General features: G+C 68.8%; 20 protein-coding genes and 1 pseudogene. 12 read left to right on the top strand and 9 right to left on the bottom strand.

Translation table 11 applies throughout. The annotated features are described in order from the left end of the window. The 4 genes and pseudogenes from L995_RS01905 to L995_RS01890 form a co-directional block, all read left to right on the top strand. Positions 1 to 237: pseudogene (locus tag L995_RS01905) on the top strand (hypothetical protein); the annotation flags it as partial. 49 nt (positions 238 to 286) lie between these two features. Next, entirely contained in the window at positions 287 to 850 is a 564-nt protein-coding gene (locus tag L995_RS01900; RefSeq protein WP_047468553.1) for a nitroreductase family protein, read from the top strand. 121 nt (positions 851 to 971) lie between these two features. Next, positions 972 to 1,208, top strand: a complete 237-nt coding sequence (locus tag L995_RS01895) for a hypothetical protein (RefSeq protein ID WP_016448557.1) — start codon at positions 972 to 974, stop codon at positions 1,206 to 1,208. A gap of 76 nt (positions 1,209 to 1,284) precedes the next feature. Then, positions 1,285 to 1,638 (top strand): hypothetical protein, encoded by a 354-nt coding sequence (locus L995_RS01890; RefSeq protein WP_016448558.1) that lies wholly within the window; start codon positions 1,285 to 1,287, stop codon positions 1,636 to 1,638. A gap of 30 nt (positions 1,639 to 1,668) precedes the next feature. Here the strand turns inward: L995_RS01890 and L995_RS01885 are convergent, their stop codons facing one another. The 3 genes from L995_RS01885 to pyrE form a co-directional block, all read right to left on the bottom strand. Further along, the gene (locus L995_RS01885) at positions 1,669 to 4,278 is read right to left on the bottom strand and encodes a membrane-bound PQQ-dependent dehydrogenase, glucose/quinate/shikimate family (protein WP_047468550.1); all 2,610 of its coding nucleotides are present in this window, start codon (positions 4,276 to 4,278) and stop codon (positions 1,669 to 1,671) included. Between the two features lie 170 nt (positions 4,279 to 4,448). Then, on the bottom strand, positions 4,449 to 5,102 hold the full coding sequence (locus L995_RS01880; RefSeq protein WP_197065093.1) for a DUF4124 domain-containing protein: 654 nt from the start codon (positions 5,100 to 5,102) through the stop codon (positions 4,449 to 4,451). 7 nt (positions 5,103 to 5,109) lie between these two features. Beyond that, entirely contained in the window at positions 5,110 to 5,811 is a 702-nt protein-coding gene (gene pyrE / locus L995_RS01875) for an orotate phosphoribosyltransferase (protein ID WP_026062245.1), read from the bottom strand. A gap of 10 nt (positions 5,812 to 5,821) precedes the next feature. On the opposite strand from pyrE, the gene L995_RS01870 reads away from it, so the two are divergent. After that, positions 5,822 to 6,625, top strand: coding sequence for an exodeoxyribonuclease III (locus L995_RS01870; protein ID WP_016448562.1), 804 nt, complete (start codon positions 5,822 to 5,824; stop codon positions 6,623 to 6,625). 52 nt (positions 6,626 to 6,677) lie between these two features. On the opposite strand, the gene L995_RS01865 is transcribed toward L995_RS01870, so the two are convergent. From L995_RS01865 to L995_RS01855, 3 genes are read right to left on the bottom strand one after another with little or no spacing between them, the layout of a single operon-like run. Then, positions 6,678 to 8,102: an NAD(P)(+) transhydrogenase (Re/Si-specific) subunit beta gene (locus L995_RS01865; protein ID WP_012202277.1), complete on the bottom strand. Its 1,425-nt coding sequence runs from the start codon at positions 8,100 to 8,102 to the stop codon at positions 6,678 to 6,680. Further along, a complete protein-coding gene (locus tag L995_RS01860; protein ID WP_012202276.1) occupies positions 8,099 to 8,443 on the bottom strand; it encodes an NAD(P) transhydrogenase subunit alpha in 345 nt (114 codons plus the stop codon). Before L995_RS01860 ends, L995_RS01865 begins: the two co-directional genes overlap by 4 nt. 1 nt (position 8,444) lies before the next feature. Beyond that, entirely contained in the window at positions 8,445 to 9,569 is a 1,125-nt protein-coding gene (locus tag L995_RS01855) for a Re/Si-specific NAD(P)(+) transhydrogenase subunit alpha (RefSeq protein ID WP_047468543.1), read from the bottom strand. A gap of 325 nt (positions 9,570 to 9,894) precedes the next feature. On the opposite strand from L995_RS01855, the gene L995_RS31615 reads away from it, so the two are divergent. Together L995_RS31615 and L995_RS01845 are read left to right on the top strand one after the other, a co-directional pair. Beyond that, positions 9,895 to 10,170, top strand: a complete 276-nt coding sequence (locus L995_RS31615; protein ID WP_082001461.1) for a zinc ribbon domain-containing protein — start codon at positions 9,895 to 9,897, stop codon at positions 10,168 to 10,170. 86 nt (positions 10,171 to 10,256) lie between these two features. Next, complete coding sequence (locus tag L995_RS01845; protein WP_034365678.1) at positions 10,257 to 10,895, top strand: MBL fold metallo-hydrolase; 639 nt, start codon at positions 10,257 to 10,259, stop codon at positions 10,893 to 10,895. Positions 10,896 to 10,908: 13 nt separating this feature from the next. Here the strand turns inward: L995_RS01845 and L995_RS01840 are convergent, their stop codons facing one another. Further along, positions 10,909 to 11,595, bottom strand: coding sequence for a Crp/Fnr family transcriptional regulator (locus L995_RS01840; RefSeq protein WP_013800207.1), 687 nt, complete (start codon positions 11,593 to 11,595; stop codon positions 10,909 to 10,911). Between the two features lie 84 nt (positions 11,596 to 11,679). On the opposite strand from L995_RS01840, the gene L995_RS01835 reads away from it, so the two are divergent. From L995_RS01835 to L995_RS01815, 5 genes are all read left to right on the top strand, one after another. Continuing rightward, on the top strand, positions 11,680 to 12,675 hold the full coding sequence (locus L995_RS01835) for an ABC transporter substrate-binding protein (RefSeq protein WP_047468536.1): 996 nt from the start codon (positions 11,680 to 11,682) through the stop codon (positions 12,673 to 12,675). A gap of 14 nt (positions 12,676 to 12,689) precedes the next feature. Further along, positions 12,690 to 13,487 (top strand): ABC transporter ATP-binding protein, encoded by a 798-nt coding sequence (locus L995_RS01830; RefSeq protein WP_016448569.1) that lies wholly within the window; start codon positions 12,690 to 12,692, stop codon positions 13,485 to 13,487. Further along, the gene (locus tag L995_RS01825) at positions 13,477 to 14,232 is read left to right on the top strand and encodes an ABC transporter permease (RefSeq protein ID WP_013800204.1); all 756 of its coding nucleotides are present in this window, start codon (positions 13,477 to 13,479) and stop codon (positions 14,230 to 14,232) included. Before L995_RS01830 ends, L995_RS01825 begins: the two co-directional genes overlap by 11 nt. A 71-nt stretch (positions 14,233 to 14,303) precedes the next feature. Beyond that, positions 14,304 to 15,179 carry a TauD/TfdA dioxygenase family protein gene (locus L995_RS01820; RefSeq protein WP_016448570.1) on the top strand — a complete coding sequence of 292 codons (876 nt, stop codon included), beginning with the start codon at positions 14,304 to 14,306 and terminating at the stop codon, positions 15,177 to 15,179. A 23-nt stretch (positions 15,180 to 15,202) separates the two neighbouring features. After that, on the top strand, positions 15,203 to 16,660 hold the full coding sequence (locus tag L995_RS01815; protein ID WP_047468532.1) for an aldehyde dehydrogenase family protein: 1,458 nt from the start codon (positions 15,203 to 15,205) through the stop codon (positions 16,658 to 16,660). 10 nt (positions 16,661 to 16,670) lie between these two features. Here L995_RS01815 and L995_RS01810 read toward each other — a convergent pair whose 3' ends face one another. Continuing rightward, positions 16,671 to 17,573 (bottom strand): M48 family metallopeptidase, encoded by a 903-nt coding sequence (locus tag L995_RS01810; RefSeq protein WP_047468565.1) that lies wholly within the window; start codon positions 17,571 to 17,573, stop codon positions 16,671 to 16,673. A 60-nt stretch (positions 17,574 to 17,633) separates the two neighbouring features. Then, positions 17,634 to 18,661 (bottom strand): DMT family transporter (locus L995_RS01805; protein WP_331428937.1); only part of this gene is annotated, 1,028 nt, incomplete at its 5' end.

Below are 18,661 nucleotides of genomic sequence, written 5' to 3'. Positions count from 1 at the left end.
CCGCGTGTGCTGCTGAACTACACGCTGTCACTGGACAATGCGGCGCGCGCGCTGCGCGGCGAGGACAGCCACGGCAGCAGCTCCTGGAAGGAGCGCTTCGGCGCCGTGGAGACGGCCTTCTGGAGCATGCTGATGTCATTCCTCGTGCTGGTGGTGATGGTGCTGGTCTTCATCCGCATGGAGCGCCACCTGCGCGTGATCAGCCAGCAGCATGGCCAGGCACCGCGCCAGCCCTGAGGCCTTGCGCTATCGTTGCCGCTTTCCTTTCTGCTTGCCGCCTATCCGCATGACACGCAACACCACCACCCCCATCCATCCGCAGTTCCTGGGCCGCATGTCGCCGCGCGCCTTCAAGCCGGAGGCACTGAGCCAGGCCCAGATCGAGCAACTGGCCGACGCCGCGCGCTGGGCCCCTTCGGCCAGCAACAAGCAGCCCTGGCACTTTGCCTATGCGCTGCGCGGCGATGCGAACTGGCAGGCCTTCAGCACCATCCCCAACGAGTTCAACCGCCGCTGGTGCCTGGAGGCGGGCGCGCTGATCGTGCTGATGTCCGACCGCCAGGCCTCGCCCGGCAAGCACAGCTTCGACGCGGGCTGCGCCTGGGGCTACCTGGCGCTGGAGGCCCATGCCATGGGCCTGGCCACGCACGCCATGGGCGGCTTCTCGGCCGAGGCCGCACGCGAGGTGCTGCGCCTGCCCGAGCACCTGGAGCCCGAGGTGGTGATCGCCGTGGGCTGGCGCGGCGATGCAGCCGCCCTGCCCGACGATCTGCGCGAGCGCGAGGTGCCCACGCCGCGCAAGCCGCTGGCTGAAGTGCTGAGCGCCGGCCCCGTGGCCACGGGCGGCTGACGGCGGGTTCCAAGTCCTACGCCGCTTTGCGGGGATGCCCCGGATGGCCGCTCCAGGCCCCGGGGCTACACTGGCCCACAGGCCTGCGGCGCAGCAGGCGTCCATGACCCAAGGAGTTGCCATGACACCATCCTCCAGCCCCAACCTCGACAAGCTGCGCAACATCGTCCAGAAGTTCGGCGCCAGCTCCTTCACCACGGACCAGGTGGCCAGCGAATACGACGACGCCCCGGCCACGGCGGAAAGCATCGAGCAGTTCGACGCCCTGCTGCAGCGCCATGCAGCCGTGCTGGGCATCCATTCCGTCCCCGGCAGCGGCGGCCAGGGCCACGGCGCCACCGTCTGGCAGCCGGCCTGAGCACCGAAACCACGCAGGGCACTGCGCCGCTACACTCGCTGCGGCCGGCACTTTGCCGGCGCGCGGTTTCCTTTTGATGTCCTCACTCTCCCCCCATACCTGGCTGCAGCTGTCCGTGGCAGCCAGTGCCTTGCTGGTGCTCGCCTCCATCGGCTGGGTCTGGCACGGCACGCGCGCCCTGCCCGCGGATTCGCGCGATGGCCGCAGCGCCCGGCGCATGGCGGCCCTGTTCGCCCTGGGCGCCCTGGCCTGGCTGGCCTACGGCCTGTACACGGGCTATGCCGCGCTGTGGAAGGCAGACGCGCTGATGCTGTTCGCCCAGCAAGGCGCGCTGCTGCGCCTGCCGCTGCTGATCGGCGGACTGGCCTGGGTGGCCGCGCTGCTGGTCACGCGCGTGCTGCGCATGCTGGGCCGGGCCGGATCGGCATGAGCCGGCGCAGACCCCCCCGGCGCTGAGCGCTCAGGGCGCCGCCACCTCCTTGGGCAGCACATAGGCACGCACGCTGTCGCCAGCCTTGGTGCCAGTCGAACCATGACCACCCGCCACCACCACCAGGTACTGGCGCTGGTCCGTGCCCAGGTAGGTCATGGGCGTGGCCTGGCCGCCTGCGGGCAGGCGGTCCTGCCAGAGCTGGCGGCCGCTGTCCACGTCGTAGGCGCGTACATAGTTGTCCAGAGCCCCCGAGTAGAAGGCCACGCCGCCAGCGGTCACCACCGGGCCGCCAATGCCGGGCACGCCCATGCGAAAGCCCAGCGGCAGCGGGCTCAGGTCACGCGGCGTGCCGTTGCGGCGCTGCCAGACGATCTGGCCCGTGCGCAGGTCGGCACCCGCCACAAAGCCCCAGGGCGGCGCCTGGCAGGGAATGCCCAGCGGCGAGACAAAGGGCTTGAGCCGCACCGCAAACGGTGCGCCGAAGTTTTCGTTGAGCGCGGGCAGGCCGTCCTTGGGCGGGCCGCCATCCTGCACCAGCAGCGAGGTATCGTCCGCACGCGGCACCAGGGTGGAGACGAAGGCCAGCCGCGTGGGCGTGGCAAACACCACCTGCCGGCGCGGGTCCACGGCCACGCCACCCCAGTTGAAGACGCCGAAGTTGCCCGGATAGATCAGCGAGCCCTGCTCCGAGGGCGGCGTGAAGCGCCCCTCGTAGCGCAGGCGGCGAAAGGCCAGCCGGCACCACAGTTGCTCGAAGGGGCTGGCGCCCCACATGTCGCGCTCGGTGAGGGCCGGGGGGTTGAAGCTCAGCTGCGAATGCGGCTGCGTGGGCGCCGTGCGGTCGCCGCGTGCCGCGCCCTGCGGCGCAGCCACCTCGGTAACGGGCAGCAGCGGCTGGCCCGTGCGCCGGTCCAGCACGAACAGCTCGCCCTGCTTGGTGGGCTGCACCAGGGCGGGCACGCTGTGGCCGCCGATCTCCAGGTCGATCAGGCTGGGCTGCGAGGGTACGTCGTAGTCCCAGAGATCGTGGTGCACGGTCTGGAACACCCAGCGCACGGCGCCCGTGGCGATGTCCAGCGCCACCACGGAGGACGAATACCGCTCGGCCTCGGCACTGCGCCGCCCGCCCCATTGGTCGGGCGGCGCATTGCCCATGGGCACGAAGACGAGGCCCAGCGTCTCGTCCACGCTGGAGATGGACCAGCTGTTGGGCGAGCTGGGCACATAGGTCTGTCCTTCGGGCAGCGGCGTGCTGGTCGCTGGCCGCCCCGGGTCCCAGGCCCACAGCAGCGCGCCCGAGCGGATATCGAAGGCGCGGATCACGCCCGAGGGCTCGCGCGTGGAATGGTTGTCCAGCACCGTGCCGCCCACGATGATGCGGTCGCGCGCCACCACCACCGGCGAGGTCGAGTAGTACGAGCCCGGCTTGCGCTCGGGCATGCCCTGCCAGAGGTCGATCTGGCCCTGGCCGCCCGCCACGTTGCCGCAGGTCTGGCCGTCGGCGGGATTGAGGGCGACCACCTTGCCGTCGGCCGTGGCCATGAACAGCTTGGCGGTACAGCGGCCATCATCGGAGGAAGGAGCCGGGGAGACCGAGGAAGCCGGATCAGCCTGTACCGCCTGTGCCGCCTGTGCGCCGGCCTTCCTTGCAGCCGGCGCCACCGCCGAATGCGTCTGCCCTGCCGCCGCATCGAACTGCGCGGCCGCCTGCGCCGACTGGTAGGACAGGCCCCGGCAGGTCAGGTGCTGCAGCGCCAGCCCCTTGGGCATGGGCAGGTCGCGCCGCCACAGCTGCTTGCCCGTGGTGGCATCGAGCGCAATCACCGACTGGTGGGGCGTGCACAAGAACAGGCGCTCGCCGATCTTCAGCGGCGTGACCTCGAACGTGGTTTCTTCGGGATCGCCGGGCTTGCCGCGCACATCGCCCGTGCGGAACTCCCAGGCCAATTGCAGCAGCCGCACGTTGTGCGGGCCGATCTGGCGCAGCGGCGAATAGCGCTGGCCCGCTCCGGTGCGGCCGTAGGCATGCCATTCGCCATCGGGCACGGCATCGGTGGCATCGCCCTGCAGCACCGGCGGGCTGCGCAGGCCGCCGGCCTCGGAGGCCACCATGGACATGTTCTGCACGGCCGTGACCTGGCCGTCGGCAGGCAGGTCCGACGCAGCGGCGGCCGCCCCCGCAAACTGGCCCTGGGTTTCATGGGCATCGCGCTGGCGCCCGAAGGACAGGCCCGCAAGAATGGCCGTGCCCAGCACCACCAGCGCCAGCGCCGCATGGGCCGGGGCCAGGCCCCGGTTCTGGCCCATGTCGGGCTCATGGCGCAGCGCACGCACCGACCAGGGCAGCACCAGCAGCAGGCCCATCAACCAGGGCAGCCCCAGGCGCACCGCCAGCGGCCACCAGTCCAGCCCTATCTCCCAGACCGCCCACAGCGCGGTGCCCAGCAGCCACAGCGCAAACAGCCACAGCGCCATGGCCGAACGGCGCGCCACGCCCCACCCCACCACCAGCAGCAGCAGGCCGGCGATCACGTAGTAGCCGCTGCCGCCGGCCAGCAGGAGCTGGGCGCCGCCCCAGGACAGCCAGGCCCCGGCTGCCCACAGCAGCAAGGCCATCAACCAACGCCACACCGTCATGCTGCCTCCCTTGATGTCAGCCCGCAGACTCGATGCGCAAAGCCTAGCCCTGCATGCGGGCGCCGCATGCAGGACGAATTCGACTCAGCAAGCGTGCAACGAGAAGGAGGAAGGAAAGGAGGGGCAGGAAGGAGAAAGAACGCGGCGGCGGGCGCGGCGTTGGGCCAGCCTCAGCGGCGTGCGCTCGCAGCCCACAACTGGCGCAGCTGCTGCAGCTCGGCATCGAAGCGCTCCTGGATGCGGCGCTTTTCCTGGTCCTGCTGCTGGACGAAGCGCTGCTGCTCCTCCTGCGAGGCCGTGTTCTCGTCGAGCTGGCGGCGCAGCGATGCCGGCGCCTTGGCGGGGTCTTTCCTGTAGAACTCCATCTCGGCATTCAGGGCCGTGCGCCGCGTCTGCAGTTCCTGCTGGCGCTGGCGCGCCACGGAGATGACCTGATCGACCTGGGAGATGGCCTCGGCACGCTCGGCATCGTGGGCGGCCTGGTTGGGGTAGCGCGTGATCAACGCCTTGTCGCGCGAGCGCTCCTCGCGCATGCGGCGCTGCTCTGCCTGGTCGCGGCGGCGCTGGGCGTCCAGCTCGGCACGTTCGTTGTCGGTCAGCGTGGGGCCCACGCGGCGCAGCTCCACGCCGGAGTTGCCCAGCACGCGCTGGTCGCGGTCCACGCATTCGGCAATCGGGCGGTCGGCCGTCAGGCGGCGGCCACGGGCGTCGGTGCATGAATAGATGCCCGGCCCCAGGGGCATATCCTGGGCGGGCACGGCGCAGCCCAGCGTGGCCAAGCCCATGGCACACAGCAAGGATCGTGCATGCATCGCCCGCTTCATCAACCGCTCACCCCTTGTCGTTGACTCCATAACGCTGGCGGTAGGCCAGCACGCGCTCATGGTGGCCGCTGCCTGCGCTGCCACCTTGAATCTCAAGATAAAGCAATAAGTCTGCCAGTTTTGCAATAGTGCAGACCTGCATGCCCAGCTGGTTGCGCACGTACTGCACGGCGCTGTGGGGCACGTCCTGGCCATTTTCCGTGGCCATTTCCTGGCGGTCCAGCGCGATGGCCACGGCATGCGGCGTGGCACCGGCGGCGCGGATGATGGCGATGGACTCGCGCGCGGCCGTGCCGGCGCTCATCACGTCGTCCACGATCAGCACGCGGCCCTTGAGCGGCGCGCCCACCAGGGTGCCACCCTCGCCGTGGTCCTTGGCTTCCTTGCGGTTGTACGCAAAGGGCTTGTTGATGCCCATGCGGGCCAGCTCCACCGCCACGGTGGCCGCCAGCGGGATGCCCTTGTAGGCCGGGCCGAAGATCATGTCGAACTCGATGCCGCTGGCCGCGATGGCTTTTGCATAGAATTCGGCGAGACGGCCCATCTTGCCGCCGTCATCGAACAGGCCGGCATTGAAGAAGTACGGGCTCATGCGCCCGGCCTTGGTCTTGAACTCGCCGAAACGCAGCACCCCTGCGTCAACGGCGAATTGCACAAATTCCTGCGCCAGACGGCCTGCGTCCTCGGCCTGCAGATTACTCACCACCATGGATTCATCCTTGTTCAAATTGACCAGCCTCAACCTCAACGGCATCCGCTCGGCCTCGACCAAGGGCGTCGAAGCCTGGATCGAGGCCACTGCGCCGGATTGTATTTGCGTGCAGGAAATCAAGGCCCAGGCCGCCGACATGACCGGACGCTTCGAGCTGCTGGCCGGCCTGCGCGGCCACTTCCACTACGCCGAGAAAAAGGGCTACTCGGGCGTGGGCGTCTACAGCCGCCACGAGCCCAGCGACGTCGTGGTCGGCTTCGGCTCGCACGAATTCGACGCCGAGGGCCGCTACGTGGAGGCGCGCTTCGACACGCCATCGCGCAAGCTGTCCATCATCAGCGCCTACTTTCCCAGCGGCAGCTCCGGCGAACTGCGCCAGACGGCCAAGTTCCGCTTCCTGGCCGAAATGCATGCCCACCTGATGCGCATGAAGGGCGAACGCGAGTTCATCCTCTGCGGCGACATCAACATCGCCCACCAGCAGATCGACCTCAAGAACTGGCGCAGCAACCAGAAAAACAGCGGTTTCACGCCCGAGGAACGCGAGTGGATGACAAAATTGTTGAACAAAACTGAGCCGACTGGCGGCCTGGTGGACGTTTATCGCCTGCTCCAGCCCGACACCACCGACACCTGCTACACATGGTGGAGCAACCGCGGCCAGGCCTACGCCAACAACGTGGGATGGCGCCTGGACTACCACCTGGCCACCCCCGCTACCGCCGCGCTGGCCCGCACCGAGAACATCTACAAGGATGTGAAGTTCTCGGACCATGCGCCGGTGACCATCGGCTACGACATGAAGCTGTGAGCGCAAGGAGCGGCTCGCGCCGCCCCTTGTCCCTTGTGCCCCACGCAGCACCTCACTCCAGCGCCTTGCCCATGTCCTCCACCACCTTCTTGGCGTCGCCGAAGACCATCATGGTCTTGTCCATGTAGAACAGCTCGTTGTCCAGGCCCGCATAGCCGGCCGCCATGGAGCGCTTGTTCACGATCACCGTCTTGGCCTTGTAGGCCTCCAGGATGGGCATGCCGTAGATGGGGCTGCCCTTGACGTGCGCGGCGGGGTTCACCACGTCGTTGGCGCCCAGGATGATGGCCACGTCGGCCTGGCCGAACTCGCTGTTGATGTCCTCCATCTCGAAGACCTGGTCGTAGGGGACCTCGGCCTCGGCCAGCAGCACGTTCATGTGGCCGGGCATGCGGCCGGCCACCGGGTGGATGGCGTACTTCACCGTCACGCCCCGTTCGGTGAGCTTGTCGGCCAGCTCCTTGACCGCGTGCTGGGCACGCGCCACGGCCAGGCCGTAGCCGGGCACGATGACCACGGTCTCGGCATTGCCCAGGACGAAGGCCGCATCGTCGGCGCTGCCGCTTTTCACGTTGCGCTGCTGCTGGGAGCCTGCGGCCGCGCTGGTGGCCTCGCCGCCGAAGCCGCCCAGTATCACGCTGAAGAACGAGCGGTTCATGGCCTTGCACATGATGTAGCTCAGGATGGCGCCCGAGCTGCCCACCAGCGAACCCGCAATGATCAGCATGCTGTTGTTCAGCGAGAAGCCGATGCCCGCCGCCGCCCAGCCCGAGTAGCTGTTGAGCATGGACACGACCACCGGCATGTCCGCGCCGCCAATCGGAATGATCAGCAGCACGCCCAGCAGCAGTCCCAGGGCGATGACCAGCACGATGTCCATCCAGCTTTGGCTGTGCCAGAAGCCGAAGACGAAGAAGGCCGCTGCCAGCCCCAGCACGGCGTTGAGCGCATGCTGGCCCTTGAACTGCACGGGCGCACCCTGGAACAGGCGGAACTTGTACTTGCCGCTGAGCTTGCCGAAGGCGATCACCGAGCCCGTGAAGGTCACGGCGCCGATGAAGGCGCCCAGCGCCAGTTCCACGCGGTTGCCGCCCGGAATGGCGCCACCCTTGGCCGTGATGGCAAAGGCCCAGGGCTCGGCCACGGCGGCCACGGCGATGAACACCGCCGCCAGGCCGATCATGCTGTGCATGAAGGCCACCAGCTCGGGCATCTTGGTCATCTCCACGCGCTGGGCCATGACCGCACCGGCCGTGCCGCCGACCAGCAGGCCCAGCAGCACCCAGCCCAGGCCCAATGCATTGCCGCCGGCCAGCTGCACGATGAGCGCTGCCGTGGTCAGCACGGCGATCACCATGCCGGCCATGCCGAACAGGTTGCCCCGTATGGACGTGGTGGGATGCGACAGCCCCTTGAGCGCCTGGATGAAGCAGACGCTGGCCACCAGGTAGAGCAATGTGACGAGGTTCATGCTCATGACTGGCCCTCCGCCTTGGCATCCTTGCCGTCCTTGGCCGGAGCGCTCTTGCGCTCTTTCTTGCGGAACATCTCCAGCATGCGCCGCGTGACCAGGAAGCCGCCGAACACGTTGACCGCGGCCAGCGCCACGGCCAGCACGCCCATGGTCTTGCCCAGGCCCGTTTCCGTGAGCGCCGCCGCCAGCATGGCGCCGACGATGACGATGGCCGAGATGGCATTGGTCACCGCCATCAGCGGCGTGTGCAGCGCGGGCGTGACGGTCCACACCACGTGGTAGCCCACGTAGATGGCCAGCACGAAGATGATGAGATGGATGATGGTGGGGGATACGGCTTCCATGTCATTTCCTCCGCTGTGCTGCAAGCTGGCCTTCATGGGCCATCAGGCACGCGGCCACGATGTCGTCCTCCATGTCCACATGCAGGGCGCCATCCTTGTTGATGATGAGCTTGAGAAAATCGAGCACATTGCGTGCATACAGGGCCGAGGCATCGGCCGCCACCATGGCGGGCAGGTTGGTCAGGCCCACGATGGTCACGCCATGCGTGACCACGGTCATGCCGGCCTGGGTCAGCGGGCAGTTGCCGCCACGCTCGGCCGCCAGGTCCACGATGACGGCGCCTGGCTTCATGGCCTGCACCATCTCGGCCGTGACCAGCACGGGCGCGGGCCGGCCCGGGATCAGCGCCGTGGTGATGACCACGTCGGCCTGGGCCACGCGCTTGGCGACCTCGGCCTTTTGCCGGTCCAGCCAGCTTTGCGGCATGGGGCGGGCGTAGCCGCCCACGCCTTCGGCGGCCTCCTTTTCCTCGGCGGTCTCGTAGGGCACGTCGATGAACTTGCCGCCCAGGGATTCGACCTGCTCACGCACGCTGGGCCGCACATCGCTGGCCTCGATCACGGCGCCCAGGCGCTTGGCCGTGGCAATGGCCTGCAGGCCGGCCACGCCCACGCCCAGCACCACGACGCGCGCGGCCTTCACCGTGCCGGCCGCCGTCATCAGCATGGGAAAGAAGCGCTGGTACTGGTTGGCCGCAATCATCACGGCCTTGTAGCCGGCGATATTGGCCTGGCTGGACAGCACGTCCATGCTCTGCGCACGCGTGGTGCGCGGAGCCGCCTCCAGCGCATAGGCCGTGATGCCCGCATCGGCCAGGCGCTGCAGGCCTGCGGGCTGGAAGGGGTCCAGCATGCCGACCAGCGTTGCGCCCTTGCGGACCAGGGGCAGCTCATCCTCCGAAGGAATGCGCACCTTGAGCACAAGATCGGCGCCCAGGGCGCCTGCCGCATCGACGATCTCGGCGCCCGCTGCCTCGTACAAGGCATCGGGCACGCTGGCCGCCACTCCCGCTCCCGACTGCACGCGCAGCACATGGCCTTGCGCACGCAGCTTCTTGACGGTCTCGGGGGTCGCGGCCACCCGGGTTTCTCCTGCCATGGTCTCGGCAGGCACGCCAATCAACATACCGGTTCTCCCTCGCGTGATGCCGGTACCCGCCCTGCGCTGCATTGCGCAGGCGGCGGCCCGGCCCATCCTCGAAAAAATCCTTGCGCGCCTGCATGACGGCAGGCTGGCTTGGCGGCACGGCTAGCTTGTATCACGGCCGCGTGGCGGCAGCCACGGGGTCTGCCCGCGAGGATGTCGCCTGTCCGTCACAAGACGCCGGATTGCCGCGAAATGACAGCCACATTAAATGATCGCCATCCACGTCCTGGCGCACCGCTGCCGTGTCCCAATGCACCTTTGAGCGACTGCAGCGGCGCAGCCGCGCAGTGCGAAGGAAGGCACCATGGGACTCTTGCAAAGACTGTTCGGACAACACACGCGCGGCGGCCATCACGGCGGCAATATCGGCGTCCATATCGGCGGGCATCACGCTGGCGGCGCATACCCGCCTGCGGCCGTGGCGGCGGTCTGCCCCGGCTGCCATGCATCGATTGCCTCCAGCTCGCGCTTTTGCCCGCAGTGCGGCGGCGCGGTGCTGCCGCAGGCCTGCAGGAGCTGCAACGCCAGCCATCCGGCCGGCGCGCGGTTCTGCGGGCAATGCGGCCAGCCGACCACCTGACGGCGCAAGCGGGGGAGGCCCTGCGCTGCCATCAGGGGAAGGAGCGGGAATAATGGGCGCTTTCGCCAGAAGCACCCACGCCGCCCATGCTCCAGTACCACACCATCCCCGTCACCGCCTTCCAGCAGAACTGCTCGCTGGTCTGGTGCGACCAGACCATGGAAGCCGCCGTCATCGACCCGGGCGGCGACCTGGAGCAGATCGGCTGGGAGATAGATCGCCTGGGCCTGGCGCTCAAGGCCATCTGGCTCACGCACGCCCACATAGACCACGCGGGCGGCACGCGCGAGCTGGCCGATGCACAGCAGCTGCCCATCATCGGCCCCCATCCCGGAGACCAGTTCTGGATCGATGCCCTGCCCCAGCAGGGCGCCATGTTCGGCTTCCCGCATTCGGACCCCTTCACGCCCACGCGCTGGCTGCACGATGGCGACACGGTGAGCATCGGCCAGGAAACGCTGCAGGTGCGCCACTGCCCCGGCCATACGCCCGGCCACGTGGTGTTCCATGCGCCGCAGATCGACCGCGCCTTCGTGGGCGACGTGCTGTTCGCGGGCAGCATCGGCCGCACCGACTTTCCCCAGGGCAACCACCAGCAGCTGATCGACAGCATCGTCCAGCGCCTGTGGCCCATGGGCGACCAGACCGTGTTCATCCCGGGCCACGGCCCCGAAAGCAGCTTCGGCCGCGAGCGCAAGAGCAACCCCTACGTGGGCGGGACCTGAGTCTGCAGCTGCCTCAGCCCAGCACCTCGATCCACCGATAGCCCAGACGCACGCTGCCGCCCGCCTGCAGCTTGCGCAGCTCCTCGTTCACGCGCTGGCGCGAGGCGCCCACCACATGCGACAGATCTCCCTGCGATATGCGCAGCAGGGTGCGGCCGCCGGGCAGGGGCTGGCCGTTCTCTGCCGCCAGCACCTGCAAGGTGGCCCAGACCCGGGCATGCAGCGTGTCCTCCGAACTGATGAAGATGGTGTCCAGCAGCCCGTTCACGCGCAGGCTCAGCAGGCGCGCCACAGCCAGGCATGCGGGCGCATCGCGCTCCAGGAAGTCCAGCAGCGGCTGGCGCGGCAGGACCAGCACCTCGACATCGCCATCGGCCACCAGGTCCACGGGCACGGGCGCATTGCCCAGCACCGAGCTGATGCCGGTGATCTCCCCGGCCTCCAGCCAGCGCGTCATGCGCTCGGTGCCGCCCACGGTGAAGGCCACGACACGAAAGCGCCCTGACAGCAGCACCAGCGCATGGTCGGCCGCATCGCCGCGCTTTTGCACGAACTGTCCATCGCGGTAGCGGCGCCTGGAGCCTATGGCCCGCAGCCCGCGTGCCGATGCGGCCGGCAATTCGGCCAGCAGGTCCACGCGATAGCGCTCGCTGCGCGCCTGCGCCAAAGAGGTGTTGGGGGAACCGAGCTTGGTGTTCACCCGATCATTGTCCCTTTCGCGGCAATTGGCGCATAGCACCGTCCTTGTAATCGGCCCCATACCCACACGTATGGAGCCCGCCCCATGATCCGCACCACGCTCGCCCTGGTATTCGCCTTCGTGTTCGCCCTGCTCTCGACCCAGGCAGCCCTTGCACAGACGCCCACGCTGCGCATCCAGGACTACCCCGGCATCGGCAACTTCCTGGTGCGCGTGGCCAACGCACGGGGACTGTGCGAGAAGCACGGCATACGCTGCGAACTGCGCCCCATCCCGCAGGCGCCGCTGGCGCTGCAGACCTTGCTGGCCGGTGACCTCGAAGTGGCGTTTACGCCGCCCGAGGTGCTGCTTCAGGCGGTCAACAAGGGCGCCGACCTCAAGGTGATCGGCAGCGGCGCCAGCGCACCGACGTTCTTCCTCATGGCCTCGTCGGCCCTGCCCATGGCGCATGCCGCCCAGGGCTATCCCGCCGTGATGCAGGACTTCAAGGGCCGGCGCATCGGCGTGACGGCGCGCGGCAGCGCGGCCGAATTCCAGCTCGTGAGCCTGCTGCAGGGCGCCGGCATGAAGGCGGACGACGTCACCATCGTCGCCGTGGGATCGCCCAACACCGCCTTTCCGGCGATTGCGCAAAGGCAGGTCGATGGCCTGATGCTGTTCTCGCCCATGGACGGCTTTTGCGAGGTCAGCCAGGCCTGCCGCATCGTCGTCGATCCGCGCAGGGGCCAGGGTCCGGCCGATGTGGTGGACACCAACGGCGCCGGCGTGCTGCAGGTGGTGCGCGCCGACTTCCTGCGCAAGAACGCCCAGGCCGTGGAGGGCTTGCGCCGCGCCATGAACGAGGCGGCCGACTATGCCCGCGAACCGGCCCATTTCGATGCATTGCTCAAAGTCGCGCAGGACAGCTTCCGCATCAACACGACCGGCGGCGAACGGATCCTGGAAGTGGCGCTGCGCAACGCCATTCCTTCCATGCAGTTTGCGGTGGACCCCAAGGCCCTGCAGCATGCCGCGCGCTACCTGCAGCGCACGGGGCAGATCAGCCGGCTGATCGACACCGCGCCCCTGCTGGCGCAGTGAAGGGGGCGCTCGCCATGACTTCCAATGGATCGCAACTGCCGCCGCAGGCCATTGCCGCCGACGGCCTGCACCTGAGCTTCGACGGCCGCACGCAGGTGCTGGACAACATTGCGCTGCAGGTGGCCGAGGGCGAATTCGTCTCGCTGGTCGGGCCCAGCGGCTGCGGCAAGACCAGCCTGCTCAACCTCTGCGCAGGCCTGGTGGCCCACACCGGCGCCGGCACGCTGCGCGTGCTGGGCGAGGCACCGCGCCTGGGCAGTTCCCGCGTGGGCTACATGCTGGCGCGCGACAGCCTGCTGCCCTGGTGCACGGCGCTGGAGAACGCCGCCTTCGGCGCGCGCGTGCGCGGCGTCGGCACGGCCGACAGCACGGAGCGCGCACTGCGCATGCTGCAGGAGGTGGGCCTGGCCGACCATGCGCAGGCCCTGCCCAAGGCCTTGTCCCACGGCATGCGCCAGCGCACGGCGCTGGCGCGCACCTTTGCGCTGGACGCGCAGCTGCTGCTGATGGACGAGCCCTTCGGCGCCCTGGACGCGCAGACCAAGCTGCAGCTGCAGGACCTGCTGCTGCGCCTGTGCCAGCAGCACCGCCACAGCGTGCTGTTCGTGACCCACGACCTGGCCGAGGCCGTGGCCGTCTCCGACCGCGTGGTGGTGATGTCCTCGCGCCCGGGCCGCATCATCGCCGACCTGCCCATAGACCTGCCGCGCCCGCGCTCCATCCGCGACCTGCAGAAGTCGCCGCGCTTCCATGAACTCTATGCGGCCCTGTGGTCGCAGCTCGAATCGGGATGGGTGCACCATGAAGGCTGACCGTCTGCAATGGCTGGCGCTGCATGCGCTGTTCATCTGTCTCGTGCTGGGACTGGCCGAATGGGCCGCCGCGCGCCGCTGGCTGGACCCCACCTTCTTCGGCCAGCCCAGCGGCGTGGCCGCCTATCTCTGGAACCATGCGGGCACGGCCCGGTTCTGGTCCGACCTGGGCTGGACGCTGGCGGCCGTGGCCTGCTCCTTCGTGCTGGGCAGCGTGGCCGCCTTCGCCACGGGGCTGGCCTTCGTGCGCTGGCCGGCCATCGAGCGCTTTGCCGAGCCCTACTTCAACGCGCTGAACGTGATGCCGCGCATCGCGCTGGCGCCGCTGTTCATCCTGTGGTTCGGGCTGGGGCTGGGCAGCAAGATCGCCGTGGGCTGCTCGCTGACCTTCTTCATCGTGCTGTCGGCCACGGTGGCAGGCATGCGGGGCGTCAGCCAGGACCACGTCACGCTGTGCCGCACCCTGGGCGCCAGCGCCGCCACCACCTTCTTCGAGGTCACGCTGCCCGGCGCCGTCCCGGTGATCTTCTCGGGCCTGCGCCTGGGATTGATCTATGCCCTGCTGGGCGTGGTGGGCACCGAGATCATCGCCAGCGAAAAGGGCCTGGGCCAGACCCTGGCCTACCTGGGCTCCACCTTCGACATCAATGGCGTCATGGCGCTGCTGCTGGTGCTGGCCCTGCTGGGCGTGGGCATGGTGCGCTTCATGTCCTGGGCCGAGAGGCGGCTGCTGCACTGGCAGTGAGCCCGCCAGCCCTCTCTCTCCACCTTCCTTCCTCTTCCTCCCCTTCCATCCGTTCCTCCAAGGAGTACCCCATGGCCAATGCCGCCCCCATGCAGCTGATCGACATCGACGCCCGCTACCACCACATCCGCCCCGTGCCGCGCATGCCCAACTTCGCGGCCTGGATCGAGGGCGTGGACCTGACCCGGCCCCTGTCCCCCGAGGTGCAGGCGGAACTGCGACAGGCCCTGTACGACTTCGAGGTCATCTTCTTCCGGCCACAGGCCATCACGGCCGAGCAGCATGTGGCGCTGGCGCAGGTGTTCGGCCCGCTGTCCAAGGGCTCGTACTTCGAGCGCAAGAGCGGCATGCCCGACGTGGAGATGATCATCTCCGACAAGGACCGCCCGCCCGCCATAGACAACTGGCACACCGACATCAGCTGGAAGCAGCAGCCGCCGCTGGGCACCGTGATCCAGATCGTGACCACGCCGCCGGCCGGCGGCAACACCTGCTGGACCAGCACCAGCAAGGCCTATGACTGGCTCTCGCCCGGCATGCAGCAGTACCTGGAAGGCCTGCAGGCGGTCCATACCTGGGAGGAATCGGGCTTCCGGGAATACCTGGGCCGCAAGGGCGAGGAGGCGCTGTTCGAGGCACTGCGCCAATTCAAGCCCGTGACGCATCCCGTGGTGCGCACCAACCCCGATTCAGGCCGCAAGTGCATCTTCGTCAATGCCGATTTCACGCGCCACATCACGGGCGTGGACCGGCACGAGGCGCGCGGCGTGCTCGCCTTCCTGCTGGACTGGCTGAAGAAGCCGGAGTTCATGGTGCATCATCAATGGGACGCGGGCGGCATCGCCATCTGGGACAACCGCAGCACGCAGCACTATGCTGTGGCCGACTACTGGCCCCACTACCGCGTGAACCAGCGCGTCACCTTCGATACCCCTTCCACCCAATGACAACGAGACACGGAGACAGCTTCATGAGCACGCAAGAGCACCTGCAGTTCTATATCGACGGCCAATGGGTTCCCCCGGCCGTGCCGCGCACGCTGGATGTGATCAATCCGTCCACCGAGGAGGTGGCGGCCCGCATCAGCATGGGCTCGGCCGCCGATGTCGATGCAGCCGTGGCCGCCGCACGCCGCGCGTTCGACGGCTTCTCGCAGACCACGCGCGACGAGCGGCTGGCCCTGCTGGACAAGGTGCTGGCGGTCTACATGCGCCGCATCGACGAGGTGGCGCAGACCATCTCGCTGGAGATGGGCGCGCCGCTGTGGCTGTCGCGCGCGGCCCAGGCCACGGTGGGCGCGGGGCACCTGAAGCAGACCCTGCAGGTGCTCAGGGACTTCGAGTTCGAGAGCGTGCGCGGCACCACCGGCATCGTGCATGAGCCCGTGGGCGTGGTGGGCATGATCACGCCCTGGAACTGGCCCATCAACCAGATCATGTGCAAGGTGGCACCGGCCCTGGCGGCGGGCTGCACCATGGTGCTCAAGCCCTCGGAGATCGCGCCGCTGAACGCCATCCTGGTGGCCGAGATCCTGCACGAAGCGGGCGTGCCGGCCGGCGTGTTCAACCTGGTCAACGGCGACGGCCCCTCGGTGGGCGAGGCCATGTCCGTGCACCCCGGCATCGACATGATGACCTTCACCGGCTCCACCCGCGCGGGCATTGCCGTGGCCAAGGCCTCGGCCGATACCGTCAAGCGCGTGACCCAGGAGCTGGGCGGCAAGTCGGCCAACATCGTGCTGAACGACGCAGACATTGAAAAGGCCGTGACCCAGGGCGTGAACGCCTGCTTCACCAACTCCGGCCAGAGCTGCAACGCGCCCACGCGCATGTTCGTGCCGCGCGCCCTGCATGCGCGCGCAGTGGCCGCGGCCAAGGCCGCTGCCGAAGGCATGAAGGTGGGCGATGCACTGGCCGACACGGGCGCCATGCACATGGGCCCCGTGGTCAGCGAGGCGCAGTTCCGCAAGATCCAGGGCCTGATCGAGGCCGGCATCGCCGAAGGCGCCACCCTGGTGGCCGGCGGCACGGGCCGCCCCGAGGGCCTTGCGCGCGGCTACTTCGTGCGGCCCACGGTGTTTGCCGACGTGCGCAACGACATGACCATTGCACGCGAGGAGATCTTCGGCCCCGTGCTGGTCATCCTGCCCTACGACACGGAGGAGGAGGCCATCGCCCAGGCCAACGACACGCCCTACGGCCTGTCGGGCTATGTGCAGTCCGGCAGCCTGGAGCGCGCGCGCCGCGTGGCCTCGCGCCTGCGCACCGGCATGGTCCACCTCAATGGGGCGGGACCGGACTTCGGCGCGCCGTTCGGCGGCTACAAGCAGTCAGGCACGGGCCGGGAATGGGGCGAGCATGGCTTCAAGGAGTACCTTGAAGTCAAGGCCGTCATGGGCTACCAACCAAAGCAAAAAGCCGCCGCCTGAAGGCGGCTGCCTACCCGCGCCGTGCGGCCTCGTAGAGGCCTTCCACGCGCGGGATGTTGCGCTCCAGCTCGCGGATGCGCTCGGGGCCTGCGGGGTGGGTGGACAGGAATTCCAGGCCGCCACGGTCGCCCGTGGCCTGGCCCATCTTGCGCCACAGCGAGACCGAGGCCTGGGGGTTGTAGCCGGCGCGCGCGGCCAGTTCCAGGCCCACGAGGTCGGCCTCGCTCTCGTCGCCCCGGCTGAATTTCAGCGACAGCAGCTGGCCGCCCAGGCGGGCCGCCGCATTGCCCAGGTCGCCCAGGCCCAGCAATTGGGCGCCCAGCGAAATGCCGATGCTGGTGGCCTGGTTCTTGGCCAGTTGCTCGCGCGAGTGCTCGCGCAGCGCATGGGCCATTTCGTGGCCCATGATCATGGCGATCTCGTCGTCGGTCAGCTGCAGCTGGTCGATGATGCCGGTGTAGAAGGCGATCTTGCCGCCCGGCATGCAAAAGGCATTGATCTCCTTGCTGCCGATCAGATTCACCTCCCAGCGCCAGGCATTGGCACGCGGGTTCCATTGGGCGGTGTAGGGGATCAGCCGCCGGGCAATGGCGCGCAGCCGCTGCAGCTGCGGGTTGCTGTCGCCAGCCAGTGCGCCCTGGGCGCGGGCCTTGGCCAGCAGTTGCTGGTACTGGTCGGTGGCGGCGCCTTCCAGCGTCTCGGCCGGCACCAGCTTGCGCAGGCCCGAGGCACCGCCCACCTGCACCTGTGCCGCCACCGGCGCCGTGGCCAGGCCCATGGCCGCCGCGCTGCCGGCCAGCAAGAAACCGCGACGCGCGCGCCAGGGCGCGCAGGCACAGCCCCAGGCGGACGGGGCACAGGATTCGGAAGAGAGATGGGATGGCTGCTGCATGCCGCCAAGTCTAGCGGCCATGCATGCCTGCAACATGCGGAGAACAGCGCATCGTGAAGAGCGGCGCCGGCCTACAAAGAGTCACGCCATCTGCGCGGCCATCACGGCCCGCTGCGAGCGCATCTCGGCGCCGATCACCAGCATCAGCCCCGCCAGCACGGCCAGCAGCCCCAGCCACGATTGCAGCGGCTGCCGCTCGCCCACGACCCACACCGCCAGCACGAAGGCCGCCACGGGCTCGATCAGGCTCAGCGTCACGCCCGTGGGGCCGGAGATGCTGCGCAGCCCGATGGAAAACAGCATGTGCGCCAGGCCCGACACCACCACGCCCAGGTAGACCACCACCAGCACGGCCGCCAGGCTCCACTGCGGCAGGCCGCTTTGCACCAGCGCAATCGGCACCGCCATGCAGGCCGCCCCGGTGAACACATAGAAATTCACCACGCGCGGCGACAGGTGGGTGACCAGGCGCTTGTTGATCAGCGCATAGCCCGCGTACGACAGCCCCGCCAGCAGGCACAGGGCCAGGCCGCTCCAGGACAGCGTGGCGCCGCCCCGGGCCATCACCATGGCCGCGCCTCCCGCCACGCTCACCAGCGTGCCGGCCCACCACAGGGCCGACAGGGGCGCGCGCAGCACCAGCGCCTGCATCAGCCCGGCCCAGATGGGGCCGCTGCCAATGGCCACGGCCGTGCCCACGGCCACGCCCGTGAGCGTCACGCCCTCGTAGAAGAAGATGCTGTAGCCGCCGATTCCCATGGAAGCCAGCAGAAACCAGGCCGGGCGCAGTCCCAGGTGCACCGGGTTGGGCAGCAGCGGCTGGACGGGTGCCCCGCCCTGCACGGCCCGCCCGCGCAGCCTCCAATGGGAAACCGCCAGCAGCACGCCCAGAAACAGGCTGGAAACCGCCAGCTGCGCGGCGCCCACCCAGAACGGCGACAGCCCGCCTGCGCCCAGGCTTTGCGCCGTACCCGTCGTGCCCCAGAGCACGGCGGCCACCGAAACGAAGGCGATGCCGACGGCAGAGGAAGAAGCGGAAGAATTGCGAACCATGGCGCCATGTTGCGCCGGGCGCGGCCGGGCATTTGTCGAGAAACGCTCGTAGTCCG

It is taken from the genome of Delftia sp. ZNC0008 (genome assembly GCF_000799035.1).
Lineage (GTDB): Bacteria > Pseudomonadota > Gammaproteobacteria > Burkholderiales > Burkholderiaceae_C > Comamonas > Comamonas tsuruhatensis.
This window is presented reverse-complemented; position numbering and strand designations above follow the sequence as displayed.